Origin of the sequence: Cellulomonas endophytica, from assembly GCF_004123805.1 — a bacterium.
GTDB lineage: Bacteria > Actinomycetota > Actinomycetes > Actinomycetales > Cellulomonadaceae > Cellulomonas > Cellulomonas endophytica.
Map to the genome: position 1 here is coordinate 1 of NZ_RWJX01000056.1, position 23,262 is coordinate 23,262.

Below are 23,262 nucleotides of genomic sequence, written 5' to 3' on the forward strand. Positions count from 1 at the left end.
GCGCCGCGGGAGCCCGCCCCGCTCGGCGCGCGCCGCGCCCCGCGCCGACGGGGCCGCGCGGAGGTCGAGGAGGACGCGCTCGTGGAGGCGCAGCTGCGCGAGCGCCGCTGACCGCGGGCCGTCCGCGGCCGGGTCCACGACGGTCCGGCGGCGACGGGCCCGGCCGGCCGGCGCTCAGGCGAGGGTGATGAGGTCCAGGTAGTCCGGGCCGAAGAGGTCCTCGTCGCCGTCGGGCAGGAGCAGCACGCGCTCGGGGTCGAGCGCCGCCACGGCGCCCTCGTCGTGGCTGACGAGCACCACGGCGCCCTGGTAGCCCCGCAGCGCGGCGAGGATCTCCTCGCGGGACGCCGGGTCGAGGTTGTTCGTCGGCTCGTCGAGCAGCAGCACGTTCGCCGCCGAGACGACGAGGGCCGCGAGCGCGAGGCGCGTCTTCTCGCCGCCGGAGAGCACGCGGGCGGGCTTGTCCGCGTCGTCGCCGGAGAAGAGGAACGAGCCGAGGACGGATCGGACCTGCGTGTCCGTGAGGTCCGGGGCGGCCGAGCGCAGGTTCTCCACCACGGTGCGGTCGAGGTCGAGCGTCTCGTGCTCCTGGGCGTAGTAGCCCAGCTTGAGGCCGTGCCCGGGGCGCACCTGGCCCGTGTCGGGGTCCTCGATGCCGCCGAGGATGCGCAGCAGGGTCGTCTTGCCCGCGCCGTTGAGCCCGAGGACGACGACCTTCGACCCGCGGTCGATCGCCAGGTCGACGCCCGTGAAGACCTCCTGCGAGCCGTACGACTTCGACAGGTCGGCCGCGGTGATGGGCGTCTTCCCGCAGGGCGCCGGGTCGGGGAAGCGCAGGCGCGCGACCTTGTCCTGGACGCGCACCTCGTCGAGCCCGGAGAGCAGGCGCTCGGCGCGGCGGGCCATGTTCTGGGCGGCGACCGCCTTCGTCGCCTTCGCGCCCATCTTGGCCGCCTGGGCGAGCAGCACGCCCGCCTTCTTCTCGGCGTTGGCGCGCTCGCGCCGGCGGCGCTTCTCGTCGGTCTCGCGCTGCTGGAGGTAGGCGTCCCAGCCCAGGCTGTACTGGTCGAGCTGGCTGCGGTTCGCGTCCAGGTGGAAGACCTTGTTCACGGTGGCGCGCAGGAGCGCGACGTCGTGGCTGATGACGACGAAGCCGCCCGCGTAGGCCTTGAGGTAGTCGCGCAGCCAGGCGATGGAGTCCGCGTCGAGGTGGTTCGTCGGCTCGTCGAGCAGCAGCGTGTCGGCACCGGAGAAGAGGATCCGCGCCAGCTCGACGCGGCGGCGCTGGCCGCCGGACAGCGTCCCGAGCGTCTGCCCGAGCACCCGGTCGTCGAGCGCCAGGTTCGCCGTGATCCGGTGCGCCTCGCTCTCCGCCGCGTAGCCGCCGCCCGCGGTGAAGCGCGCCTCGAGCTTGGGGTACCGCTCCATGGCGCGCTCGTGGACCTTCGGGTCCGGGTCGGCCATCTCCGCCTCCGTGCGGCGCATCGCGCGCAGGATCTCGTCGAGGCCGCGGGCGGACAGGACCCGGTCGAGCGCGAGCTGCTCGAGGTCGCCGCTGGAGGGGTCCTGCGGGAGGTAGCCGACCTCGCCGCTGCGGGAGATGCTGCCGCCGGAGGGCTGCGTCTCCCCCGCCAGCGTCTTGGTCAGCGTGGTCTTGCCCGCGCCGTTGCGGCCGACGAGGCCGATGCGGTCCCCCGCGGCGACGCGGAAGGACGTGGGCTCGAGCAGCACGCGGGCGCCGATGCGCATCTCGACGGCCTGGGCGACGATCACAGCACTCCTCGGGCCGTGGGGACGGCCGTGGTCCGGCAGGTGGCGGCGGCCCCTCCCCGCGGGCACGGGGGTCCGTGGGCACGCGGGGGGTCGGGGGCTCGCCGTGGGCGCCGACGCGTCCCTGGCGGAACCGCACCACGGGCACGGGCCGATCCTGGTCGCGGGCACCAACGGGTCCCCAGTGTAGGACGGGCTACGTTGACGCCCATGCCGCCCCGCACCCCGGACCGCGCCGACGGCCCCGCCGTGCCGCTGGACGTGCCCCTCGCGGCAGGTCCCGCGCCGCTGCCGCGCCCCGTCGCCCGGCCCCGCACCCTCGCGTCCGACCTGGCCCTGGTGACGACCTTCGCGGCGTTCGTCGTCGTCTGCTCGGTGGTCCCGGCGGTGCCGCTGCCGTTCGGCGTGCCCCTCACGCTGCAGACCTTCGCGGTCGTCCTCGCGGGGCTCGTGCTCGGGCCCGTCCGCGGCGCGCTCGCCGTGCTGCTGTACCTGGCCCTCGGGCTCGCGGGGCTGCCCGTCTTCGCCGAGGGGACCGGGGGCGTCGGGGTGCTCGGCAAGGCGAGCGTGGGCTACCTCCTGTCCTTCCCCCTGCTGGCGCTCGTCGCCGGGGCCCTCGCCCTGCCCGCGTGGCGGCGGCGCCGGCCGCTGCCGCTGCTCGTCGTCGCGGGCCTCGTCGGGACGCTGCTGGTGAACCACCCGGCGGGCGTCGCCGGGCTGGCGGTGCGCCTGGGCACCGGGTGGCGCGAGGCGCTGGCGCTGGACCTCGCCTTCGTCCCCGGGGACGCCGTGAAGGTCGTCCTCGCGGCGGTCGTCGCGACGGCCGTCCTGCGGGCGTTCCCCGACCTGCGCCCGGGCCGGCGGCGCTGACGGGCGGGTCCGCGGGGCCCGGCCCGGCGGCGGGCAGCGGCGCGACGAGGGACGCCCGCAGCCCCGCCGGGGTCACGGCCGGCGACGCCACCAGCGGCGCCGGCGGCAGCGGCACCGTCGAGCTGCGCGACGTCACGGTCACCGCCTGCACGTCCGCGGCGGCCGACGCCCCGGTCGTGCGGCTGCTGGGCCCGGTGTCGCTCGTGCTCACGGAGCGGCGCGTCGCCGTGGTGGGGGCCAACGGGTCCGGCAAGTCGACGCTGGCGCGGCTGCTCAACGGGCTCGTGCTGCCCAGCAGCGGGCGCGTCCTCGTCGACGGGCTGGACACGGCCACCGACGGCCCGGCGGTGCGCCGGCGCGTGGGCTTCCTGCTGACGGACCCCGGCGCCCAGGTCGTCCTGCCCACGCCGCTGGAGGACGTCGCGCTGTCCCTGCGACGGCACCGCCTCACGGCGGCCGCGCGCGACGCGCGGGCCCGGGAGATCCTCGCCCGCTTCGGGCTCGCCGACCGCGCGGACACCCCCGTCCACGCGCTCTCGGGCGGGCAGCGCCAGCTCCTCGCGCTCGCCGGGGTGCTCGCCGTCGAGCCGGAGCTGCTCGTGTGCGACGAGCCGACGACGCTGCTCGACCTGCGGTGGCGGCGCCACGTGGACGGGCTGCTCGCCTCCCTGCCCCAGCGCGTCGTCGTCGTCACGCACGACCTGGAGGCCGCGTCCCGCGCGGACCGGGTGCTCGTCGTCGACGAGGGGCGGGTGGTCTTCGACGGGGCGGCGGCCGAGGGGGTCGCGTACTACCGGGACGTGGTGTGCGCCGCGCCCCTGCCGGGCGAGGGCGGCGGCGTGCCCGGCGCGAGGACGGGCCCGTGAGCGGCCCCCTGCGCCCGACGTGGTCCGGACCCGTCGGGGCGTACGTGCCGGGGCGCTCGCCGATGCACCGGCTGCCGGCGGGCGCCGCCCTCGTCGGGCTGCTCGTCACCGGCCTGCTGACGGTCGTCCTGCGCGGCCCGGTGGGCGCCCTCGTGCTGCTCGCCGCGGCCGCGATCGCCCACGCGGTGGCGGGGCTGGCCGCACGCCGGACCCTGCACGCGCTCCGGCCCGCGCTCGTGGTCGCGGCCCTGGCGGCCGGATGGGCGGTGCTCACGCGGGGCCCGGCGCACGCGGTCGAGGTGGCGGCCGACCTGCTCGCGCTCGTGCTGGCCGCGCTGGTGGTCGCGTCGACGACGCGGACGGACGCCCTCGTCGACGTGCTCGTCCGGCTCGCCCGTCCCCTGCGGCACGTCGGGCTCGCGCCGGCCACGGTCGCCCTCGCCGTCGCGCTGACGCTGCGGACGATCCCGCTGCTGGTGACGACGACGCTCGAGACCCGGGACGCGGCGCGGGCGCGGGGCCTGGAGCGGGACCCGCGGGCCCTCGTCGTGCCCGCGGCCCTGCGCGCGGTGGCCTCCGCCCGGGCGACCGGCGAGGCGCTCGCCGCCCGGGGCCTCGGCGAGGACTGAGCACCTCGGTCGCCGGCCGCCGGAGCCGCCCCCACCGGCCGCGCCCGCCGTGGGACGCTGGGGCCGTGATGCTCGAGGACCTCGTGCGGCTGCGACGGGCGCGCGACCGGATGGACCGCGACTACGCGGAGCCGCTCGACGTGCCTGCCTTGGCGCGCGAGGCGCACATGTCCCCCGGCCACTTCTCCCGCAGCTTCCGCGCCGCCTTCGGCGAGACGCCGTACGGCCACCTCAGCACCCGCCGCATCGAGCGGGCCAAGGCGCTGCTGCGGCGGGGCGACGTCAGCGTCACGGAGGCGTGCGTCGCGGTCGGCTTCTCCTCGCTCGGGTCGTTCAGCTCGCGGTTCACCGAGCTCGTCGGGGAGAGCCCGAGCGCCTACCGGGCCCGGGACCACGCCGCCGCCGCGGCCGTCCCGCCGTGCATCGCCAAGAGCCGGACGCGACCGGTCAGGAACGGAAAAGCGCCGGCCGACGCACCGGCCCTAGCGTGACGGGCATGGACATCACCGTCGCGCAGTGCTTCCTCGCCGTCGACGACCACGAGGCCGCGCTCGCCTTCTACCGGGACGTGCTGGGGTTCGAGGTGCGCAACGACGTCGGCTTCGAGGGCATGCGGTGGGTCACCGTCGGCTCGCCGGCGCAGCCGGACGTCGACCTCGTGCTCGAGCCGCCGTTGGCCGACCCCGGCGCGTCCCCCGAGGACCGCCGGACGATGGCCGAGCTCCTCGCCAAGGGTCTGCTCCGCGGCGTCATCTTCCGCACGGACGACGTCGACGCCCTCTTCGAGCGGGTGCTCGCCTCCGGGGCGGACGTGCTGCAGGAGCCCGTCGACCAGCCCTACGGCGTCCGGGACTGCGCGTTCCGCGACCCGGCGGGCAACATGCTGCGGTTCAACCAGCCGCGCCGCTGACGCCGCTCACCCCCCGTCGGCGGCGGCGTCCTCGGCCCCCGAGGACGCCAGGGGGCCCGTGCCGGCGGCCCGGCGCCGCTCCGCGCGCGCGGGCGGACCGGCACGACCGCTCGAGCAGCTCGCAGGTCTCCGCGTCGCCGGCCGGGCCGGGGCAGACGACCGCCAGCCACCCGGCGCCGGCGTGCACCGGGTGGGGGTCGTCGAGGAAGAACACGTCGCCCCGGGCGATCTCGGGCGAGCCGTCCCCGGGGCCGGGGCGCCAGGTGCGCACGCCGTCCCAGCCGGACACGAGGGCGATGACGTCGTCGAGGTCCACGACCTCAGGATGCCCGGCGCCGACGCCGGGACGCCCGGTGCCCGTCGGCCGCGCGCGGCGCCCCCGCGCGGGGCACCGGGCCCGGTCCTACGCTCGCGCCATGACGTTCCAGCAGGGCGGGCAGTTCGAGGGCGGCCGCGTGCGCCAGAGCCGCGGCGGCGGTCGCGGCGGCGGCCGCGGCCTGGCCGTCGGCGGTGGTGCCGGCGGCCTCGTCGTGCTGGTGCTGGCGCTGCTCTTCGGCGGCGACGTGGGCAGCATGCTCACCGGGGGCCGGGGCGGCACCGGCGGCGCGGCGCAGGTCGAGGACGTGGGCAGCTGCACCGCCGAGCAGGCCAACACCGACCGCACGTGCCGCCTCTCCGCGACCGCGCAGGCCCTCGACGAGTACTGGCAGCCGGAGCTCGAGCGGCTCGGGGCGCAGATCCCCGGGGTCGAGAGCTTCGAGGGGGCGACCGACACCGGGTGCGGGGCGGCCTCGGCCAGCACGGGCCCGTTCTACTGCCCGCCGGACCAGACGATCTACCTCGACCTCGGCTTCTACGACCTGCTCGCCTCCCGGTTCGGCGCGAGCGACGGCCCCCTCGCCGAGATCTACGTGACGGCGCACGAGTACGGGCACCACCTGCAGAACGTCCTGGGGACCTTCGCCTCGGCCGACCGCAGCGGCACGGGCGAAGGCTCGGACTCCGTGCGGCTGGAGCTCCAGGCCGACTGCTACGCCGGGATGTTCGTCGGCGACGCCGCGACCACCGTCGACCCCGACACGGGCGTCACGTTCCTCGAGCCGATCACCGCCGAGCAGCTGCGCAACGCGCTGGACGCCGCGGCGGCCGTCGGTGACGACAGCATCCAGGCGCAGGGGGGCCAGGTGAACCCGGACTCCTGGACGCACGGGTCGAGCGAGCAGCGGCAGACGTGGTTCACGACGGGCTACGAGCAGGGCAGCCTCGACGCCTGCGACACCTTCGCGGTCGCGCAGCCCTGACGGCACGCCCGCTCAGGCGCTTGCGTCCTGCTGTGAGGAGTCCGTGCTCACACCGGCGATCGACGAGCGATGGTTGAGGTAAGGCTTACCTCAACGTAGGTTGGTCTCATGACCGCAGAGACGGCCGTCGCCGCCCCCGCCGCCACCCCCTCCCGTTCGTCGTTCCGTCTGTTCGACGTCGAGGTGGCGCGGGTCACGCAGCTCTGCCCGAGCTTCCGGCGCCTGACCTTCACGGGCGCCGACCTCCACGAGTTCGCGGACAACGGCTTCGACCAGCGCATCAAGTTCTTCCTGCCGCTGCCCGACCGCGGGTACGAGACGCTCCCCCGCGGCGGCGACTGGTACGCCCAGTGGCGCGACCTGCCCGACGGGGCGCGGCACCCCATCCGCACGTACACGGTGCGCGCCGTGCGCCAGGCCGCCCGCGAGGTCGACGTCGACGTCGTCCTGCACGGCGACCTCGGCCCGGCCTCCCGCTGGGCCGGCGCCGCCCGTCCGGGCGACCCCCTCGTCATCTGCGGCCCCGACGCGCTGTGGGACGGCCCGCACGGCGGCGTCGACTTCGTCCCGCCGCCGCGCGCCGACCGGCTGCTGCTCGCCGGCGACGAGACCGCCGTCCCCGCCATCTGCTCCGTCCTCGAGCGCCTGCCCCGGGACGCCCGCGGCGAGGCGATCCTCGAGGTGCCCGTACGCGGCGACGAGATCCCGCTCGACGCGCCGGCCGGTGTCACCGTCCGCTGGCTGCCCCGCGACGGCGCGGCCCACGGCGCCCGCCTCGTGCCCGCCGTCCAGGCGGCGTGCGCGCGCCTCATGCCGGGCGAGGCACCGGTGCCCGACGCGCTGGCCCTCGAGGACGTCGACGTCGACTCCGGCATGCTCTGGGAGGTGCCGGTCGACGACACGGGCGCCCCGCTGCAGCACTCGGCCGCGCTCTACGCCTGGCTCGCCGGCGAGGCCTGCGCCATCAAGACGCTGCGGCGGCACCTCGTCGGCACGTGCGGCGTCGACCGCAAGGCCGTCGCGTTCATGGGCTACTGGCGCGAGGGCCGGGCCGAGCTCAACTGACACCCGGGTCGGCGCGCCGGCTCACCGGCCGGTGGCCGCGCCCGGCCGTGCCCGGCCGTGCCCTGCCGTGCCCTGCCGTGCCCTGCCGTGCCCGGTCAGCGGTAGGCGGGGGCGTCGTGGGCGGGGACGCGCCAGGGCCCGCGCAGGAGCGCGGCCGCCGGACGACGGCGCTCGTCGACGAGCGTGCTCCCGTCCGGCAGGTCCACCGCGTACCGGGTGCGGCGCGGCGTGAGACAGACCCGCACCCGGCCGTGGACCGCGGCCCACACGACGTGCGTGGCGCGCGCGAGGCCCGCGGCGTCGCGCCCGACCTCCCAGCCACCGGCCTCACCGACGCCGACCTCGAGGCTCTCGGCGTCGTGCACCCACCACACGCCGAGCGCTCCGGCCCGGTGCGGCAGGACGTCGCACGACGCCGTCCCGCGGACGGCGTCCGTCTCGACGTCGGCCACGCCCCGCAGGTCGCGGGCCAGCTTCGCGGCCAGCTCGTCGAGCGCCCGCGTCACGGCGTCGTCGGGCAGCACGGCGGTCCGGTCGGGGCCGTCGACGTCGTGGTCGAGGTCGTCGTCGTCCGGGCCGGCGGCGGAGGGGTGCGTCACGGGCGCGATCCTGGCAGCACGGGACCGCCCGGCGCCATCGACGGCGCCGGGCGGTCCGGTGGTGCTGCGGGGACGGGGGCTGCCCCGCCCGTGCGGCTCAGATGTTGAAGCCGAGGGCCCGCATCTGCTCGCGCCCGTCGGGCGTGATCTTCTCGGGGCCCCACGGCGGCATCCACACCCAGTTGATGCGGAAGCCGTCGACGATCCCGTCGAGCGCCTGCGCCGACTGGTCCTCGATGACGTCGGTCAGCGGGCAGGCCGCCGACGTCAGCGTCATGTCGATGACGGCGGTGCCGCCGTCGAGCGCGACGCCGTAGACGAGGCCCAGGTCGACGACGTTGATGCCGAGCTCGGGGTCGATGACGTCGTGGAGGGCCTCCTCGACGTCGGCGGCCGTCGGACCGGCCACGGACTCGGTGGTCATGCCGTCTCCTTCGTGGGGGTGGCCGGCGCGGTGGCGCCGGTGCGGATGAGGGCGTCGTTGAGGGCCGACCAGCCCAGGAGCGCGCACTTGATGCGCGCGGGGTAGCGCGAGACGCCCGTGAAGGCGGCGGCGTCGCCGAGGTCCTCCTCGACTGCCTCGTCGACGCCCGCGCCGCGGCTCGACATGAGGAGGCGGAAGTGGCGGCCCAGCTCGTCGACGCGCGCGAGGTCGGCGCCCACCACGAGGTCGTGCAGCACGGAGACCGACGCCTGGGAGATGGAGCAGCCCTGGCCCTCCCAGCGGACGTCGGAGACGACCGGCGCGGCGCCGGAGGTGTCGAGGTCGACGCGGAGGGTGACCTCGTCGCCGCAGGTGGGGTTCACCTGGTGGGACTGCGCCGCGCAGGTCCCGTGGTCGACGACGGCGGTCGCGGACGCCCCGGCGGGCCCGAGGCCGTCCGTCGGCAGGCCCCGGCCGTGCGGGAACTTCGCGTGGTCGAGGATGACCTGCTGGTACAGCTGCTCCATCGAGCCCGTGCTCATCGTGCTCCCGTCCCCTTGCCGGCGGCGCCGCCCGGGACCCCGGGCGCGCTCTCCAGACCGAAGAACGTCCGGACCCCCGCCAGTGCTTCCCGGAACGCCTCGACGTCCTCGGCGGAGGTGTAGACGCCGGCCGTGGCGCGCGCGGTCGCGGCGACCCCGAACCGGCGGTGCAGGGGCTGCGCGCAGTGGTGGCCCACCCGCACGGCCACCCCGGCGTCGTCGAGCACCTGACCCACGTCGTGGGCGTGCACGCCGTCGACGACGAACGCCACCGTCGCCAGCCGCTCGCGGGCGTCCGCCGGGCCGACCAGCCGCACCCCGGGCACCGAGGCGACCGCGTCGAGCAGGAGCTGCGTCAGCGTCTGCTCGTGCGCCTCGACGGCGTCCATCCCGAGCTCGGCGAGGTAGGTGGCGGCCGCGCCCATGCCGATGGCCTGCGACACCATCTGCGTGCCGGCCTCGAAGCGCTGCGGCGGCGGCGCGTAGGTGGTCCCCGCCATCGTCACGACCTCGACCATGGAGCCGCCCGTGGTGACCGGCGGCATCGCCGCGAGCAGCTCGCGCCGGCCGTAGAGCGCGCCGACCCCCGTGGGGCCGAGCATCTTGTGCCCGGAGAAGGCCGCGAAGTCGACGCCGAGGGCGTGCAGGTCCACGGGCATGTGCGGCACGGACTGGCAGGCGTCGAGCACCGTGAGGGCGCCGACCTCCCGCGCGCGGGCGACGAACGGCGCGACGCGCGTGACGGCGCCGGTGACGTTCGAGGCGTGCGTGAAGGCGAGCACCTTCGTGCGCTCCGTGACGACGGTGGCGAGCTCGTCGAGCCGCAGCCGCCCGTCGTCGTCGACGCCGATCCAGCGCAGCGTCGCGCCCGTCCGGGCGGCGAGCTCCTGCCACGGCACGAGGTTCGCGTGGTGCTCGGCCTCCGTCACGACGATCTCGTCGCCGGGCGCCAGGGCGAAGCGCCGGGCCGCGTCGCCGCCGCGCCCGAGGGACGCGTTCGACATCGCGTACGCGACGAGGTTGATCGCCGCCGTGGCGTTGGAGGTCCACACGATCTCGTCGGCGTCCGCGCCGACGAAGCGGGCCACCTGCTCCCGCGCGGTCTCGAAGGCCTCCGTCGCCTCCTCGGCGAGCTGGTGCGCCCCGCGATGCACGGCGGCGTTGCGCTGCGTGTAGAAGTCCTGCTCCGCGTCGAGCACCACGTCGGGCTTCTGGGACGTGGCGCCGGTGTCGAGGTACACGAGCCGGCGGCCGTCGCGGAGGGTGCGCTGCAGCAGCGGGAAGTCGGCGCGCACCGCGGCGAGCTCGCCGGCGGACAGGTGCCGGCGCGGCGGGGCCGTCGCGTCCGTCCCGGCCGCGTGCGTCGCGTCGCCCACCGGTGGTGTCGTCGCGTCGATCGTCGTGGTCACGTCAGGCCCTTCGTCCGGTGCTCGCGTGGTGCCGTGGTGCGGGGCGGAGCGGAGCGGTGCAGTGCGGTGCGGCCGCCGGGCCCGGGAGCCCGGCGGCCGTCGCGTCAGACCGCCGCGGTGAGGAAACGGTCGTAGCCCTCGTTCTCGAGGCGCTCGGCCAGCTCGGGCCCGCCCTCCTCGGCGACCTTGCCGTCGACGAAGACGTGCACGAAGTCGGGCTGGATGTAGCGCAGGATCCGCGTGTAGTGCGTGATGAGCAGGACGCCGATCTCGGAGGAGGCCTTCGCCCGGTTCACGCCCTCGGACACGATCCGCAGCGCGTCGACGTCGAGGCCGGAGTCGGTCTCGTCGAGGATCGCGAACCGCGGCTTGAGGAGCTCCATCTGGAGGATCTCGTGGCGCTTCTTCTCGCCGCCGGAGAAGCCCTCGTTGACGGAGCGCTCGGCGAACGTGCTGTCCATGCGCAGGTTGTCCATGGCCGAGCGGACGTCCTTCACCCACGTGCGCAGCGGCGGCGCCTGGCCGTCGATGGCGGTCTTCGCGGTGCGCAGGAAGTTCGACACGGACACGCCGGGCACCTCGACCGGGTACTGCATGGCGAGGAAGAGGCCGGCGCGGGCGCGCTCGTCGACGGAGAGGGCCAGCAGGTCCTCGCCGTCGAGCGTCACGGTGCCGCTCGTGATCGTGTACTTGGGGTGGCCGGCGATGGAGTAGGCCAGCGTGGACTTGCCGGACCCGTTCGGGCCCATGATGGCGTGGGTCTCGCCGCTGCCGATGGTCAGGTCGACGCCGCGCAGGATGGGCTTGGCGCCCTCCTTCGTCTCGACGCTGACGTGCAGGTCGCGGATCTCCAGGGTGGACATGGGGGTTCTCCTCGGGGGGCAGGCGTGCAGGGAGGTCAGAGGGGCGCGTCGACGTCGACGAGGACGCGGTCGCCGTCCACCGTCACGGGGTAGACGGGCACGGGGCGGACGGCCGGGGGGCTGAGCGGCGCGCCGCTGCGCAGGTCGAAGCGCGACCCGTGCAGCCAGCACTCCACGGAGCAGTCCTCGACCTCGCCCTCGGACAGCGACACGGCCCCGTGGGAGCAGACGTCGCTGATCGCGTGCCACTCCCCGGCCTCGTCGCGGACGATCGCGACCTCGACGAGGCCGCCCGCCTCGAGGTCGAGCTCGAGGCGGAGCGTGCCGGCGACGGGGACGTCGGAGACGAGGCAGGCGAGCTGTGCGGCCACGCGCGGCGCCTCAGGCGCGGCCGGGCTCGACGGGCGCGCCGTCACCGGCGGCCGCCTCGGCCGTCGCCGGGACGCTCGTCGCCGCGAGCTCGGAGCCCTCGACGTGCAGGTCGGCCGTGTCGTCCGCGGAGGTCCCCGCGGCCGACGGGCCGGCGCCGCCGAGCTCGCTCATGGACTTCTCGAGCTCGGCCTCGATCGAGGCGAGCAGGCGCTCCTCGACCTCGGGCACGCCGATCTCGTGGACGAGCTCGGCGAAGAAGCCGCGCACGACGAGCCGGCGCGCGTCCGCCTCGGGGATCCCGCGGGCGCGCAGGTAGAACAGCTGCTCGTCGTCGAAGCGGCCCGTGGCGCTGGCGTGCCCGGCCCCCTCGATGACGCCCGTCTCGATCTCGAGGTTCGGCACGGAGTCCGCCCGCGCGCCGTCCGTGAGGACGAGGTTGCGGTTGAGCTCGTAGGTGTCCGTCCCCTCGGCGGCGGCGCGGATGAGCACGTCGCCGACCCACACGGTGTGCGCGCCCTGGCCCTGCAGCGCGCCCTTGTAGGTGACGCGGGAGACGCAGCTGGGCACGGAGTGGTCGACGAAGAGCCGGTGCTCCTGGTGCTGGCCCGCGTCGGCGAAGTACAGGCCGAGCTTGGTCACCGAGGCGCCCTCGCCGACGAACTCCGTGTCGGGCGTGAGGCGCACGACGTCCCCGCCGAGGGTGACGACGATGTGCTTGACCGTGGCGTCGCGGCCCAGGCGCAGGCGGTGGGAGGCCGTGTGCACCGAGCCCGCGGCCCAGTCCTGCACGGACACGACCGTGAGGTGCGCGCCGTCCTCCGCCACGATCTCGACGGTCTCGGTCAGCGCGGCGTGGCCGACGTGGTCGACGAGCACCGTCGCCTGCGACATCGGCTCCGCGTGCACGAGCAGGTGCGAGGCCGTCGGCTCCAGGGCCGGCGGCTTCGTCCCGGCGCCCTCGACGCCCTCGACGCGCACGGACGTCACCTGCGAGGCGACGGCCTCGCGCGGGATCGTCACGACGGTCGCGCGGTCGAAGGACGCCCAGGCGACGGCGGCCGCGCGGTCGCCGGGGCGGCCCGCCGTCCCGAGGCGGGCGTCGTCGCGGTCGACGACCTCCACCCGCACCTCGGGGGCCTCGACGACCGTGGTGAGGACGCCGTGGCCGGTGAGGCGGCCGCCCGTGGCACCCGCGAAGAGCGGCGCGATCCGGTCGACCGGGGTGAAGCGCCACTCCTCCTCGCGGCCGTTCGGCACCGCGAAGTCCGCGACGTCGAAGGACGTCGGGCGCTCCGCACGCGAGGTCTCCGGGACGGAGCCCGGGCCGTGCGAGTGGGCCGTGTCGGAGATCGCGGCCCCGTGCTCCAGGGGGAGCTCGGTGGTCTCGCGCAGCGCCGCCGGTCCGTTCGTGGTGGTCGTCATCAGCCGACGGCCCCTTCCATCTGCAGCTCGATGAGGCGGTTGAGCTCGAGGGCGTACTCCATGGGCAGCTCGCGGGCGATGGGCTCGACGAACCCGCGCACGATCATGGCCATGGCCTCGGTCTCGGGCATGCCCCGGGACATCAGGTAGAACAGCTGGTCCTCGCTCACGCGGGAGACCGTCGCCTCGTGCCCCATCGACACGTCGTCCTCGCGGACGTCGACGTAGGGGTAGGTGTCGGAGCGCGAGATCTGGTCGACGAGGAGCGCGTCGCACAGGACGTTGGACGCGGAGTGGCTCGCGCCCTCGAGGATCTGCACGAGCCCGCGGTACGAGGTGCGACCGCCGCCGCGCGCCACGGACTTCGACACGATGGACGACGAGGTGTGCGGCGCCGCGTGGACCATCTTCGAGCCGGCGTCCTGGTGCTGGCCCTCGCCGGCGAACGCGATGGACAGCGTCTCGCCGCGGGCGTGCTCGCCCATGAGGTAGATGGCGGGGTACTTCATGGTCACCTTGGACCCGATGTTCCCGTCGACCCACTCCATGGTGGCGCCCTCGGCGGCCGTGGCCCGCTTCGTCACGAGGTTGTACACGTTGTTCGACCAGTTCTGGATGGTCGTGTACCGGACGCGCGCGTTCTTCTTGACGATGATCTCGACGACCGCGGAGTGCAGGGAGTCGCTCTGGTAGATCGGCGCCGTGCAGCCCTCGACGTAGTGCACGTAGGAGCCCTCGTCCGCGATGATCAGCGTCCGCTCGAACTGGCCCATGTTCTCCGTGTTGATGCGGAAGTAGGCCTGCAGCGGGATCTCGACGTGCACGCCCGGCGGCACGTAGACGAAGGAGCCGCCCGACCAGGTGGCCGTGTTGAGCGCGGCGAACTTGTTGTCCCCGGGCGGGATGACCGAGCCGAAGTACTGCTCGAAGATCTCGGGGTACTCGCGCAGGCCCGTGTCGGTGTCGACGAAGATGACGCCCTGCGCCTCCAGCGACTCCTGGATCTGGTGGTAGACGACCTCGGACTCGTACTGCGCGGCGACGCCGGCGACGAGGCGCTGCTTCTCCGCCTCCGGGATGCCGAGACGGTCGTAGGTGTTGCGGATGTCCTCGGGCAGGTCCTCCCACGAGGTGGCCTGCTTCTCCGTGGACTTCACGAAGTACTTGATGTTGTCGAAGTCGATGCCCGACAGGTCCGCGCCCCACGAGGGCATGGGCTTCTTGCCGAACAGCCGCAGGGCCTTCAGGCGCGTCTTCAGCATCCACTCGGGCTCGTTCTTGCGCGCCGAGATGTCGCGCACGACCTCCTCGGACAGGCCGCGGCGCGCGGTGGCGCCGGCGGAGTCCGGGTCGTGCCAGCCGTAGCCGTAGGTCCCGATCGAGGCGATGGCCTCGTCCTGGGTGAGCGGCTGCGTGGCCGCGTCCTGCGTGGGAGCGCTCATGCGTGCGGTCCTTCCGTGCGTCGCGCCGGGGTGGTGCCGGTGGTCGTGCCGTGGGGCGTGCGGGGGGTCAGGGGGACGTTCGTGGTGCAGACGTGGCCGCCGGAGGCGAGCGTCGACAGCCGCTGCACGTGGACGCCGAGGAGCCGGGAGAAGCCCCGGGCCTCGGCCTCGCACAGCTGCGGGAACTCGCGCGCGACGTCCTGCACGGGGCAGTGGCCCTGGCAGAGCTGGACGGCGGCGGACCCGCCGGGGCCGGGCCGGACCGTGGCGCCGTACCCGTCGGCGGTGAGCTCCGCGGCGACGGCCGCGACCCGCTCGGGGAGGGCGTCGCCGGCGACGAGGGGCGCCAGGCGCTCCTCGAGGTCCCGGGCACGCTGCTCCGCGAAGGCCTCGACGGCGGCCGGGCCGCCCGTGCGGGCGAGGAAGCGCAGGGCCTGCGCGGCGAGCTCGGAGTAGCGCTGGGACAGCGCGGCCTGCCCGGCCCCGGTGGCGACCCAGCGGCGGGCGGGCCGCCCGCGCCGCGACGGCCCGCCGGCGGTGCCCGCGTGCACGACGATCTGGCCCGCGCCCTCGAGGAGGGACAGGTGCCGCCGGACGGCGACGGACGTGAGGTCGAGACGCTCGGCGAGCTCCGGCGCCGACACGGGCCCGGCCGAGGCGACGAGGTCGAGGACGCGACGGCGGGTGCCCTCGTCGACGGCGCTGGGCGCGACCGACGGTGACACCGGCGGCGCGACGGGCAGCGTCGTGCTCATCGCACCTCCTGGGGTCGTCACACGGCGGACCGGTCGGTCCTGCTTTTGGCAACATCCTTGTTGCCGAAATCCATCCCCGCAAGGAAGGTGCGCCTCACCCGGGGCCACCCCTCACAGGCGTCGGAGGGCCGTCCGCCGCACGCCTAGACTCCCGGCCTGTGCAGGACACGCCCGCCGTGGAGATCCGCGGCCTGGTCAAGCGGTACGGCGGGCGCGCCGTCGTGGACGGCCTCGACCTCAGCGCCCGGCGCGGTGCCGTCACGGCCGTGCTCGGCCCGAACGGGGCGGGCAAGACGACGACCGTGGAGTGCTGCGAGGGCCTGCGCTCCCCCGACGCCGGCTCCGTGCGCGTCCTCGGCCTCGACCCCGCCCGCGACGGCGCGCGGCTGCGGCCGCGCGTGGGCGTCATGCTCCAGGACGGCGGGCTCCCCAGCGGCGCGCGGGCCCGCGACGTGCTCCCCCACGTCGCCCGCATGTACGCCGCGCCGCGCAGCGTGGCCGAGCTCACGGAGCGCCTGGGCCTGGCGGCCTTCGGCGGGACCACGGTCCGTCGCCTCTCCGGCGGCCAGCGCCAGCGCCTGGCCCTCGCCGCGGCCGTCGTCGGGCGCCCCGAGCTCGTCTTCCTCGACGAGCCCAGCGCCGGCATGGACCCGCAGGCGCGGCACGCCGTGTGGTCCCTCGTCCGCGAGCTGCGCGGCGAGGGCGTCGCGGTCGTGCTCACCACGCACCTCATGGACGAGGCCGAGGACCTCGCCGACCACGTGGTCGTCGTGGACGGCGGGCGCGTCGTGGCGCAGGGGTCCGTGGCCGAGCTCACCACGGCCGCCGGACGCACGGGGGCCGCCGCGGCGGACGACCGCACCCTCGTGCTGCGCCTCGCCGGCCCGCTGAGCGAGGCCGACCTGGCCGGCGCCGTCGGCCCGGGGTTCGCCGTCGCCGTGCCTGCCGCCGGCACCCTGACCGTCACCGGCCCCGTCACCCCCGCCACGGTCGCCGCGGTCACCGCCGAGCTCGCGCGGCGCGACGTGCTCGTCGGCAGCCTCGAGGTCGGGCGGCGCACCCTCGAGGACGTCTTCCTCGACCTCACGGGACGGACCCTGCGATGACGGACCCCGCGACGACGGACCCCGCGCCGACGGACCCCGCCGCCCGCCCCGCCGCGGGCCCGGCCGCACCCACCGCCGCCGGGGCCGCGCCCGTCGGGCGCCGCGTCGCCGCCCAGGCGGCGTTCGAGGCGCGCGCCGTGCTCCGCAACGGCGAGCAGCTCCTCGTGACCCTCGTCCTGCCCGCCCTGCTGCTCGTCGGCATGACGCGGAGCACCCTCGTGAGCATCGGCACGGACGGCGCCGCGCGCGTGGACGTCCTCGCGCCGAGCGTGCTGGCCCTCGCCGTCATGACGACGGCCTTCACCTCCCAGGCGATCGCCACCGCCTTCGACCGGCGCAACGGCGTGCTGCGGCTGCTGGCCACCACGCCGCTGGGGCGCTCCGGGCTGCTCGCCGGCAAGGTGCTCGCGGTCCTCGCGGTCGAGGTCGTGCAGCTCGTCGTGCTCGGCGCGGTGGCGCTGGCGCTGGGGTGGCGGCCCGAGGTGGCCGGCGCCGGCCCGGCGCTCCTGGCGGCGGCGCTCGGCACCGCGGCGTTCACCGCCCTCGCGCTCCTCGTCGCCGGGACGCTGCGGGCCGAGGCCGTGCTGGCGGTGGCGAACCTGCTGCTCGTGCTCCTGGCGCTGGCCGGGGGGGTCGTCGTGCCGCTCGCGGACCTGCCGGCGGGCCTCGCCGCGGTCGCCGCCTGGCTGCCGTCGGGCGCGCTCGGGGAGGCGCTGCGGGTCGCGCTCCTCGACGGCACGGCCGCCGCCGGGCCCCTCGCGGTGCTCGCCGGGTGGGCCGTCGTCCTCGGCGCGGCGGCGGCGCGGCTCTTCCGCTGGGCCGGCTGAGAGGTCGCCGAGGCGCCGCGGGGGCGTGCCGCGGCGCCCGTATCCTGGGCCGGTGAGCCTCGTCGCGTCCGGCACCGCCCTCCTCGACCGTCTGCGGCCGCGCTGGACCCGCCGGGTGCTCGTGGCGAACCTCGTCGCGCAGATCGCCATCGTCGCCACGGGCGGCCTCGTGCGGCTGACGGGCTCGGGTCTCGGCTGCTCCACGTGGCCCCAGTGCGAGCCCGGCTCCTTCGTGCCCGTGCGCCACTCCGCGGTCCCCGGCCACCAGGCCATCGAGTTCGGCAACCGGATGCTGACGTTCGCGCTCGTCGTCGTCGCCGTCGCCGTCGCCCTCCTCGTGCTCCGCGACCGCGGCCGCTCCGCCACCTACCGGCGCCTCGGGCTCGTGCCGGTCGTCGGCGTCCTCGTGCAGGCGGTCGTCGGCGGCATCTCGGTCCTCGTCGACCTCGCCCCCGCCGTCGTCGGGGCGCACTTCCTGCTGTCGATGGTCCTCGTCGCCGCGTCCGCGTACCTGCTGCTGCGGCACGACGAGGGCGACGCGCCGGCCTCCTCGCTCGTCGGGCGCGCGGAGCGGGTCCTCGTGGGGGCGCTGTGGGCCGCCCTCGTCGTCGTCCTCGTGCTCGGCGTCGTCGTCACGGGCGCAGGACCGCACTCCGGCGACGAGAGCCGCGGCTACCGCTTCGCCCTCGACCCCTACCTCGTGGCGCGCGTGCACGCCGCGGCGGTGTGGGTGTTCGTGGGGCTGCTCGCGGCCCTGCTCGTCCGCCTGCGGCGCACCGGTGCCGCCCGGACGCGGCGGGCCGGGTCGCGGCTCCTCGTCGTGACGCTCGCCCAGGCCCTGATCGGCTACGTGCAGCTCTTCACCGGGCTGCCGATCGCGCTCGTGAACCTCCACCTCGTGGGCGCGGCCGGCCTCGTCGCCGCCACCACGTGGCTGCACGGCACGACGCGCGTCCGCACCGGCGGGGGCGCCGTGGCGCCGGTCGCTCCGGGCACCACGCCCGCCCCGGAGCTCGTCGAGCGCTGAGCGCCGCGTCCCGAGGCCGGGCGGGCCCCGGGACGCGCGCGCACCTGGCTGGGCCGGGACCGGCGCCGGCCGTCCGCCCGCCTCAGCCCTGCTCGCCCGCGGCCTCGACGGGGACGAGCGTCGACCAGTCCCGCGCGCGGGCGGCGGCGGCGGCGAGGACACCGCTGACGGTCGTGGGGCAGCGCAGCCGACCCTCGAGCACGCCGAGCACCGCGTCGTCCAGCGGCACCCAGACGGGCCGCATCGTCGCCTCCTCGTCGACCCGGTGGTGGCGCTCGGCCTCCGGCACGGGCGTGAGGTCGCGGGCCAGGAAGACGACGATCCGCTCGCTCGAGCCGCCGGGCGTGGTGAACAGCTCGACGAGCCGCCACCAGCGGCCCGCCCGCAGGTCGGCCTCCTCGGCCAGCTCGCGCGCCGCCGCGACGGCCGGGTCCTCGCCCGGCACGTCGAGCAGCCCGGCCGGGGGCTCCCACAGCTCCTGGCCGACGGGGTGCCGGTACTGGTCGAGCAGGAGGACCCGCTCCTCGTCGTCCAGCGCGACGACCGCGACCGCGCCCGGGTGGCGCAGGTACTCGCGCACGACCCGGCTGCCGTCGAGGTCGACGGTGTCCGAGACGAGGTCGAAGACCTTGCCCTCGTGCACGACCCCGTGCTCGACGACGGGGCGCCGCGCGGCGCGGTCGGCCAGGTGCGCCGGGTCCCGGCGCCCAGGCTCCTCGGCAGCGTCCGCGGTCACTCGGCGCCGCCGGCCGCGGCGGCGGACAGGTCCGCCGACAGGGTCTCGTCGGCCTCGTCGCCCCCGGCCGGGACGTCCGTGCCCGCGCCCTGGGCGCGCACGAGCGCCGCGGCCACGAGCCCGGCGAACAGCGGGTGCGCCCGCGTCGGGCGCGACTTGAACTCCGGGTGGGCCTGGGTGGCGACGTAGTACGGGTGCACCTCGCGCGGCAGCTCGACGAACTCGACGAGCCGGCGCTCCGGGTGCACGCCGGACACGACGAGGCCGGCGTCCTCCAGGCGCTCGCGGTAGCGCTCGTTCACCTCGTACCGGTGGCGGTGGCGCTCGGAGACGCGGGTGCTGCCGTACACGCCGGCGACGATGGAGCCGGGCTCGAGGGCCGCCTCCCACGCCCCGAGGCGCATCGTGCCGCCGAGGTCGCCCTCGCCGCCGACGATCGCGAGCTGTTCCTCCATCGTGGCGATGACGGGGTCCGGCGTGGCGGGGTCGAACTCGGTCGAGGAGGCCTCGGGCAGCCCGAGGACGTTGCGTGCGTACTCGATGACCATGCACTGCAGGCCCAGGCAGATGCCGAGCGTGGGGACGCGCTGCTCGCGCGCCCAGCGCAGCGCGCCGAGCTTGCCCTCGATGCCGCGCACCCCGAAGCCGCCGGGCACGAGCACCGCGTCGACGCCGCCGAGCGCGAGCTCGGCGCCCTCGGGCGTGTCGCAGTCGTCGGAGCGCACCCAGCGCAGGACGACCTTCGCGTCGTGGTGGAAGCCGCCGGCGCGCAGCGCCTCCGTCACCGAGAGGTAGGCGTCGGGGAGGTCGATGTACTTGCCGACGAGTGCGATCTCGACCTGGTGCGCCGGCGCGTGCACGCGCTGGAGCAGGCCGTCCCAGAGCCGCCACTCCACGTCCCGGAAGGGCAGGGCCAGGCGCTGCACGACGAAGGCGTCCAGGCCCTCGGAGTGCAGCACGCGCGGGATGTCGTAGATGCTCGGCGCGTCCTTGGCCGTCACGACGCCCTCGACGTCGACGTCGCACATGAGCGCGATCTTGCGCTTCGTGTGCTCGGGGACCTCGCGGTCCGCGCGCAGGACGATCGCGTCGGGCTGGATGCCGATGGAGCGCAGCGCGGCGACGGAGTGCTGGGTCGGCTTCGTCTTGAGCTCGCCCGACGGGCCGATGTACGGCACGAGCGAGACGTGCAGGAAGAAGACGTTCGCGCGCCCGAGGTCGTGCCGCACCTGGCGTGCGGCCTCGAGGAACGGCAGCGACTCGATGTCGCCGACCGTGCCGCCGATCTCGGTGATGATGACGTCGACGCCCTCGCCGGCCTGCTCGCGCATCCGGCGCTTGATCTCGTCCGTGATGTGCGGGATGACCTGGACGGTGTCGCCGAGGAACTCGCCCCGCCGCTCCTGCGCGATGACGTCGGAGTAGACCTGGCCCGTCGTCACGTTCGCCGCGCCGTGGAGGTCCACGTCGAGGAAGCGCTCGTAGTGGCCGACGTCGAGGTCGGTCTCGGCCCCGTCCTCGGTCACGAAGACCTCGCCGTGCTGGAACGGGTTCATCGTCCCGGGGTCCACGTTGAGGTACGGGTCGAGCTTCTGCATGGTGACCCGCAGGCCGCGCGAGCGCAGGAGGCGCCCCAGGCTGCTCGCGGTCAGGCCCTTGCCGAGGGAGGAGGCGACGCCCCCGGTGACGAAGATGTGCCGGGTCAGGGAGTCCGACCGCCCGGAGAGTCGGTGCGCGCGCTCTGTCACGGGTTTCCACTCTAGCGCGGGCCGGGGCCGCCCGGGTCTACCCGGCCCCGTCGCGCCGCGTGAGCCGCAGCACCGTGCGCCGGTCGAGCAGCGCCACGGCCCCGCCGACGACGAGGAGCGCCACCAGCCCGCCGCCCGCGCCGCCGGCCACCCCCGTGGCGACCCCGCCCCCGACGAGGGCGACGACCGCGTCGGTGACCCACCGCCCCGCGACCGCACCGAGCACGCCGCCGAGCGCGAGCACCGCCACCGTGCGCCCGAGGCCGGCCACGGCGGCGGGTCCGGCGACCCGGCGCACCGCGCCGAGCACGAGCGCCCCGCCGGCGAGCAGCCCCGCCGAGGACGCGGCGGCCAGCGCGACGAGGACCTGCGTCGGCGGTGCCCCGGGCGGCACGAGCCCCAGGCCCAGCACCAGCCCCAGCACCGCGACGAGGCCCCAGCCCGCCGCGGTGGTCGCGACCGCGGCACGCCCGTGCTCGGCGGCGTAGAGGGTGCGGGAGCCGTGGAAGACGGCGGCGAAGCCGACGAGCCCCGGGACCAGCCAGGACAGCGTGACGACCATGCCGTCGGCGACGAGCGCACCGCCGTCGGCGACCGCGGCGAAGACCACGGCGACCCCCGGCGCCGCCGCCGCGACGGCCGCGGCCCCGGCCGCAGCGGCCGCGAGGACCGCGGCGGTGGTGCCCGCCCCGAGCCGCGCGAACCCGTCCCGGTCGCCCGCCGACCACCGCTCCGACAGGCGCGGGAAGGTCGACGTCGCCAGCGGCACGACGAGCACGGCGTACGGCAGCAGGAACACCTGCCAGGTCCAGGTCCACACCGTGTACGCGCCGTCCCCGCCCCGGGCCGCGGTGACGGCGAGCACGACGAGCGTGGCGACCTGCTGGGCCACCACGGCCCCCACCCCGGCGAGCGCCAGCGAGCGGAAACGGCGCCCCGTCCCCGGCGGGAACCGCCACGAGGGCCGCACGCGCACCCCGAGCCGGTGCACGGGCACGAGCATGGGCAGGCACATCGCGGCGACGCCCGCCGTCGTGCCCCAGGCGAGCAGCGCGACGGCGCCGTCCGGCAGCGTGCCCGGGTCGTCCTGCTCCCCCGCCGCCAGCGCCCCGTAGACGAGGTAGGTGGTGATGACGACGACGGAGGACATCACGGGGGCGAAGGCCGGCCAGAAGAAGCGGCGGTGCGCCTGCAGGACGCCGTAGAGCAGCACCGCGAGCCCGTAGAGGGGCACCTGCGGGGCGAACACCAGCAGGAACAGGCGCACGACGTCCCGCAGCCCCGACCCCTCGTCGGGGACGAGGAGCCGTGCCAGGGGGTCGTGCAGCACGGCGAGCAGGAGCCCGAGCGGCACGAGCACGGTCAGCGTCCAGCCGACGGCCGCGGAGACGACCGCGTCGACCTCGCGCCGGTCCCCGCGCCGCAGCGGCCCCGCGAGCAACGGCACGACCGCACCCGCCAGCGCGCCGCCGGCCGCGACCTCGAAGAGCACGTTGGGCAGGAGGTTCGCGCGGTTGTACGCGTCGGCGATGGCGCCGGCCCCGAGGCCGTCGGCCTGCGCCAGGTAGCGCACGAAGCCCAGGACGCGGCTGACGACGGTCACGCCGGCGATGAGCGCCGCGGCGCCCGCGAGCCCGGGGAGCGCGCGCCGCAGCGCGCCCGTCACCCCGGGTCCCCTACGCCGGGTCCGGGGCGGCGCCCCGGTCGGCGGGACCGTCCCCGGCCGCCCCGTCCCCGTCCCCGTCCCCGTCCCCGTCGACGGTCCCGGAGGCGGGCCTGTCAACGGGAACGTCGGCAGGAGCGCCGACGCCCTGCCGCGGGACCGCGTCCGTCCCCCGCGCCTGGACGGGCGGCCGTCCCCACCGGTCGAGCGCGTCGAGCACCGGGGTCCGCTCGATGACGCGGGTGAAGCTCACCCGCTCGCTCAGGAGGGTGAGCCCGACGAGGGCGGCGAGCACCGCGGCGCGCGTCCGCGGACCGGCCGCGCGCACGACGAGCGTGCCCAGCACCGCGCCGAGCGCGTTCGCGCCCCCGTCGCCGAGCATGTCGCGCCCGCGGAGGTCGGCCGGCAGCGCCGCCGCGACAGCCCCGAGCACCCCGGCGGCGGGCGCGCGCGTGGCGCGGGAGGGCAGGAGGGCCAGGGCGACGAGTGCGGCCGCCTTGGCGGCGCGTCCCGGCCGCAGGTCGAGCAGGTTGACGAGGTTCGCCGAGGCCGCGACGAGGGTGCCGGAGGTGGCGACGTCGGCACCGACCCGGGCCGCGCCCCGTCCGGGTGCACGGCCGGTGGTCAGCAGCGCACCGGCGACGAGGCCGCCCGCCCCGATGCCGAGCACCTTCGCGCCGCCCGTCGTCAGCCGGCCCCGCGCGAGCGCGCCCAGGTGGCCGCGCAGGCCCTTGGCGACGGCGGAACGGTCCTCGGCGAGGTCGTCGAGCACGCCGAGCCCGCCCGCGACCGCAGCGGCCACGGTGAGGGCTGCCCGGAGCCGAGCGTCGCCCGCCGTGCCGACCGTGCCCACCGCGCCCACCGCGCGCGCCCCCGGCCCGTCGGCGCCCCCCGCGGCGCACGCGGCGCCGCGGCC

Annotated in this window: 25 protein-coding genes; 10 read left to right on the top strand and 15 right to left on the bottom strand. The window is 76.3% G+C overall.

The genetic code is table 11. The features are described 5' to 3' along the window. Window positions 1-174 precede the first annotated feature (174 nt). A complete protein-coding gene (locus tag EJA20_RS13850) occupies window positions 175-1,773 on the bottom strand; it encodes an ABC-F family ATP-binding cassette domain-containing protein (RefSeq protein ID WP_129338993.1) in 1,599 nt (532 codons plus the stop codon). A 207-nt stretch (window positions 1,774-1,980) separates the two neighbouring features. Here EJA20_RS13850 and EJA20_RS13855 point away from each other — a divergent pair, with 207 nt between their 5' ends. From EJA20_RS13855 to EJA20_RS13875, 5 genes are all read left to right on the top strand, one after another. Then, window positions 1,981-2,640, top strand: coding sequence for a biotin transporter BioY (locus tag EJA20_RS13855; protein WP_129338995.1), 660 nt, complete (start codon window positions 1,981-1,983; stop codon window positions 2,638-2,640). 176 nt (window positions 2,641-2,816) lie between these two features. Beyond that, the gene (locus EJA20_RS13860; RefSeq protein ID WP_240675503.1) at window positions 2,817-3,506 is read left to right on the top strand and encodes an energy-coupling factor ABC transporter ATP-binding protein; all 690 of its coding nucleotides are present in this window, start codon (window positions 2,817-2,819) and stop codon (window positions 3,504-3,506) included. Continuing rightward, window positions 3,503-4,135 (top strand): energy-coupling factor transporter transmembrane component T, encoded by a 633-nt coding sequence (locus EJA20_RS13865; RefSeq protein ID WP_240675504.1) that lies wholly within the window; start codon window positions 3,503-3,505, stop codon window positions 4,133-4,135. Before EJA20_RS13860 ends, EJA20_RS13865 begins: the two co-directional genes overlap by 4 nt. A gap of 68 nt (window positions 4,136-4,203) precedes the next feature. Then, window positions 4,204-4,626, top strand: coding sequence for a helix-turn-helix transcriptional regulator (locus EJA20_RS13870; protein WP_129339034.1), 423 nt, complete (start codon window positions 4,204-4,206; stop codon window positions 4,624-4,626). A gap of 5 nt (window positions 4,627-4,631) precedes the next feature. Further along, the gene (locus EJA20_RS13875) at window positions 4,632-5,045 is read left to right on the top strand and encodes a VOC family protein (protein WP_129338996.1); all 414 of its coding nucleotides are present in this window, start codon (window positions 4,632-4,634) and stop codon (window positions 5,043-5,045) included. On the opposite strand, the gene EJA20_RS13880 is transcribed toward EJA20_RS13875, so the two are convergent. After that, on the bottom strand, window positions 5,026-5,361 hold the full coding sequence (locus tag EJA20_RS13880; RefSeq protein ID WP_129338998.1) for a DUF6194 family protein: 336 nt from the start codon (window positions 5,359-5,361) through the stop codon (window positions 5,026-5,028). The two genes, EJA20_RS13875 and EJA20_RS13880, sit on opposite strands and share 20 nt — an antisense overlap. A gap of 100 nt (window positions 5,362-5,461) precedes the next feature. Here EJA20_RS13880 and ypfJ point away from each other — a divergent pair, with 100 nt between their 5' ends. Then, window positions 5,462-6,346 (top strand): KPN_02809 family neutral zinc metallopeptidase, encoded by an 885-nt coding sequence (gene ypfJ, locus EJA20_RS13885; RefSeq protein ID WP_129339000.1) that lies wholly within the window; start codon window positions 5,462-5,464, stop codon window positions 6,344-6,346. Between the two features lie 108 nt (window positions 6,347-6,454). Continuing rightward, on the top strand, window positions 6,455-7,411 hold the full coding sequence (locus EJA20_RS13890; RefSeq protein WP_129339002.1) for a siderophore-interacting protein: 957 nt from the start codon (window positions 6,455-6,457) through the stop codon (window positions 7,409-7,411). Between the two features lie 95 nt (window positions 7,412-7,506). Here EJA20_RS13890 and EJA20_RS13895 read toward each other — a convergent pair whose 3' ends face one another. The 9 genes from EJA20_RS13895 to EJA20_RS13935 form a co-directional block, all read right to left on the bottom strand. Further along, entirely contained in the window at window positions 7,507-8,010 is a 504-nt protein-coding gene (locus EJA20_RS13895) for a hypothetical protein (RefSeq protein ID WP_129339004.1), read from the bottom strand. A 97-nt stretch (window positions 8,011-8,107) separates the two neighbouring features. Continuing rightward, window positions 8,108-8,434, bottom strand: a complete 327-nt coding sequence (locus EJA20_RS13900; protein WP_129339006.1) for a metal-sulfur cluster assembly factor — start codon at window positions 8,432-8,434, stop codon at window positions 8,108-8,110. Next, window positions 8,431-8,976, bottom strand: coding sequence for a Fe-S cluster assembly sulfur transfer protein SufU (gene sufU, locus EJA20_RS13905; RefSeq protein WP_129339008.1), 546 nt, complete (start codon window positions 8,974-8,976; stop codon window positions 8,431-8,433). The genes EJA20_RS13900 and sufU overlap by 4 nt, the downstream gene beginning before the upstream one ends. Next, the gene (locus EJA20_RS13910) at window positions 8,973-10,295 is read right to left on the bottom strand and encodes a cysteine desulfurase (protein WP_240675506.1); all 1,323 of its coding nucleotides are present in this window, start codon (window positions 10,293-10,295) and stop codon (window positions 8,973-8,975) included. Before EJA20_RS13910 ends, sufU begins: the two co-directional genes overlap by 4 nt. Before the next feature lie 194 nt (window positions 10,296-10,489). Continuing rightward, the gene (gene sufC, locus EJA20_RS13915; RefSeq protein ID WP_129339010.1) at window positions 10,490-11,248 is read right to left on the bottom strand and encodes a Fe-S cluster assembly ATPase SufC; all 759 of its coding nucleotides are present in this window, start codon (window positions 11,246-11,248) and stop codon (window positions 10,490-10,492) included. 35 nt (window positions 11,249-11,283) lie between these two features. Then, the gene (locus EJA20_RS13920) at window positions 11,284-11,619 is read right to left on the bottom strand and encodes a non-heme iron oxygenase ferredoxin subunit (RefSeq protein WP_129339012.1); all 336 of its coding nucleotides are present in this window, start codon (window positions 11,617-11,619) and stop codon (window positions 11,284-11,286) included. Between the two features lie 10 nt (window positions 11,620-11,629). Next, window positions 11,630-13,042 (bottom strand): Fe-S cluster assembly protein SufD, encoded by a 1,413-nt coding sequence (gene sufD / locus EJA20_RS13925; protein ID WP_129339014.1) that lies wholly within the window; start codon window positions 13,040-13,042, stop codon window positions 11,630-11,632. After that, window positions 13,042-14,484, bottom strand: a complete 1,443-nt coding sequence (gene sufB, locus EJA20_RS13930) for a Fe-S cluster assembly protein SufB (RefSeq protein WP_129339016.1) — start codon at window positions 14,482-14,484, stop codon at window positions 13,042-13,044. Before sufB ends, sufD begins: the two co-directional genes overlap by 1 nt. Beyond that, window positions 14,481-15,239, bottom strand: a complete 759-nt coding sequence (locus EJA20_RS13935) for a helix-turn-helix transcriptional regulator (protein WP_129339018.1) — start codon at window positions 15,237-15,239, stop codon at window positions 14,481-14,483. Before EJA20_RS13935 ends, sufB begins: the two co-directional genes overlap by 4 nt. A gap of 158 nt (window positions 15,240-15,397) precedes the next feature. On the opposite strand from EJA20_RS13935, the gene EJA20_RS13940 reads away from it, so the two are divergent. Genes EJA20_RS13940 through EJA20_RS13950 form a run of 3 tightly spaced genes read left to right on the top strand, consistent with a single transcriptional unit; the run spans window position 15,398 to window position 18,199 of the window. Beyond that, the gene (locus tag EJA20_RS13940) at window positions 15,398-16,345 is read left to right on the top strand and encodes an ABC transporter ATP-binding protein (protein WP_129339020.1); all 948 of its coding nucleotides are present in this window, start codon (window positions 15,398-15,400) and stop codon (window positions 16,343-16,345) included. Continuing rightward, window positions 16,342-17,172, top strand: a complete 831-nt coding sequence (locus EJA20_RS13945) for an ABC transporter permease (protein WP_129339022.1) — start codon at window positions 16,342-16,344, stop codon at window positions 17,170-17,172. The genes EJA20_RS13940 and EJA20_RS13945 overlap by 4 nt, the downstream gene beginning before the upstream one ends. Before the next feature lie 52 nt (window positions 17,173-17,224). Continuing rightward, on the top strand, window positions 17,225-18,199 hold the full coding sequence (locus tag EJA20_RS13950; RefSeq protein ID WP_240675505.1) for a COX15/CtaA family protein: 975 nt from the start codon (window positions 17,225-17,227) through the stop codon (window positions 18,197-18,199). 82 nt (window positions 18,200-18,281) lie between these two features. Here the strand turns inward: EJA20_RS13950 and EJA20_RS13955 are convergent, their stop codons facing one another. From EJA20_RS13955 to EJA20_RS13970, 4 genes are all read right to left on the bottom strand, one after another. Beyond that, a complete protein-coding gene (locus EJA20_RS13955) occupies window positions 18,282-18,935 on the bottom strand; it encodes an NUDIX domain-containing protein (protein WP_420836437.1) in 654 nt (217 codons plus the stop codon). After that, window positions 18,932-20,683: a CTP synthase gene (locus EJA20_RS13960; RefSeq protein ID WP_129339026.1), complete on the bottom strand. Its 1,752-nt coding sequence runs from the start codon at window positions 20,681-20,683 to the stop codon at window positions 18,932-18,934. The genes EJA20_RS13955 and EJA20_RS13960 overlap by 4 nt, the downstream gene beginning before the upstream one ends. 37 nt (window positions 20,684-20,720) lie before the next feature. Beyond that, window positions 20,721-22,349, bottom strand: coding sequence for a murein biosynthesis integral membrane protein MurJ (murJ, locus tag EJA20_RS13965; RefSeq protein WP_129339028.1), 1,629 nt, complete (start codon window positions 22,347-22,349; stop codon window positions 20,721-20,723). A gap of 10 nt (window positions 22,350-22,359) precedes the next feature. Continuing rightward, a partial coding sequence (locus EJA20_RS13970) for a hypothetical protein (protein ID WP_205687508.1) occupies window positions 22,360-23,262 on the bottom strand: 903 nt, incomplete at its 5' end.

What these genes read in the sequence shown, in the direction of transcription:
- EJA20_RS13855 (WP_129338995.1), top strand. Translation starts at nt 1,981, where the DNA reads ATGCCGCCCCGCACCCCGGACCGCGCCGACGGCCCCGCCGTGCCGCTG.
- EJA20_RS13870 (WP_129339034.1), top strand. Translation starts at nt 4,204, where the DNA reads ATGCTCGAGGACCTCGTGCGGCTGCGACGGGCGCGCGACCGGATGGAC.
- EJA20_RS13875 (WP_129338996.1), top strand. Translation starts at nt 4,632, where the DNA reads ATGGACATCACCGTCGCGCAGTGCTTCCTCGCCGTCGACGACCACGAG.
- ypfJ (WP_129339000.1), top strand. Translation starts at nt 5,462, where the DNA reads ATGACGTTCCAGCAGGGCGGGCAGTTCGAGGGCGGCCGCGTGCGCCAG.
- EJA20_RS13890 (WP_129339002.1), top strand. Translation starts at nt 6,455, where the DNA reads ATGACCGCAGAGACGGCCGTCGCCGCCCCCGCCGCCACCCCCTCCCGT.
- EJA20_RS13900 (WP_129339006.1), bottom strand. Translation starts at nt 8,434, where the DNA reads ATGACCACCGAGTCCGTGGCCGGTCCGACGGCCGCCGACGTCGAGGAG.
- sufU (WP_129339008.1), bottom strand. Translation starts at nt 8,976, where the DNA reads ATGAGCACGGGCTCGATGGAGCAGCTGTACCAGCAGGTCATCCTCGAC.
- sufC (WP_129339010.1), bottom strand. Translation starts at nt 11,248, where the DNA reads ATGTCCACCCTGGAGATCCGCGACCTGCACGTCAGCGTCGAGACGAAG.
- sufD (WP_129339014.1), bottom strand. Translation starts at nt 13,042, where the DNA reads ATGACGACCACCACGAACGGACCGGCGGCGCTGCGCGAGACCACCGAG.
- sufB (WP_129339016.1), bottom strand. Translation starts at nt 14,484, where the DNA reads ATGAGCGCTCCCACGCAGGACGCGGCCACGCAGCCGCTCACCCAGGAC.
- EJA20_RS13935 (WP_129339018.1), bottom strand. Translation starts at nt 15,239, where the DNA reads ATGAGCACGACGCTGCCCGTCGCGCCGCCGGTGTCACCGTCGGTCGCG.
- EJA20_RS13945 (WP_129339022.1), top strand. Translation starts at nt 16,342, where the DNA reads ATGACGGACCCCGCGACGACGGACCCCGCGCCGACGGACCCCGCCGCC.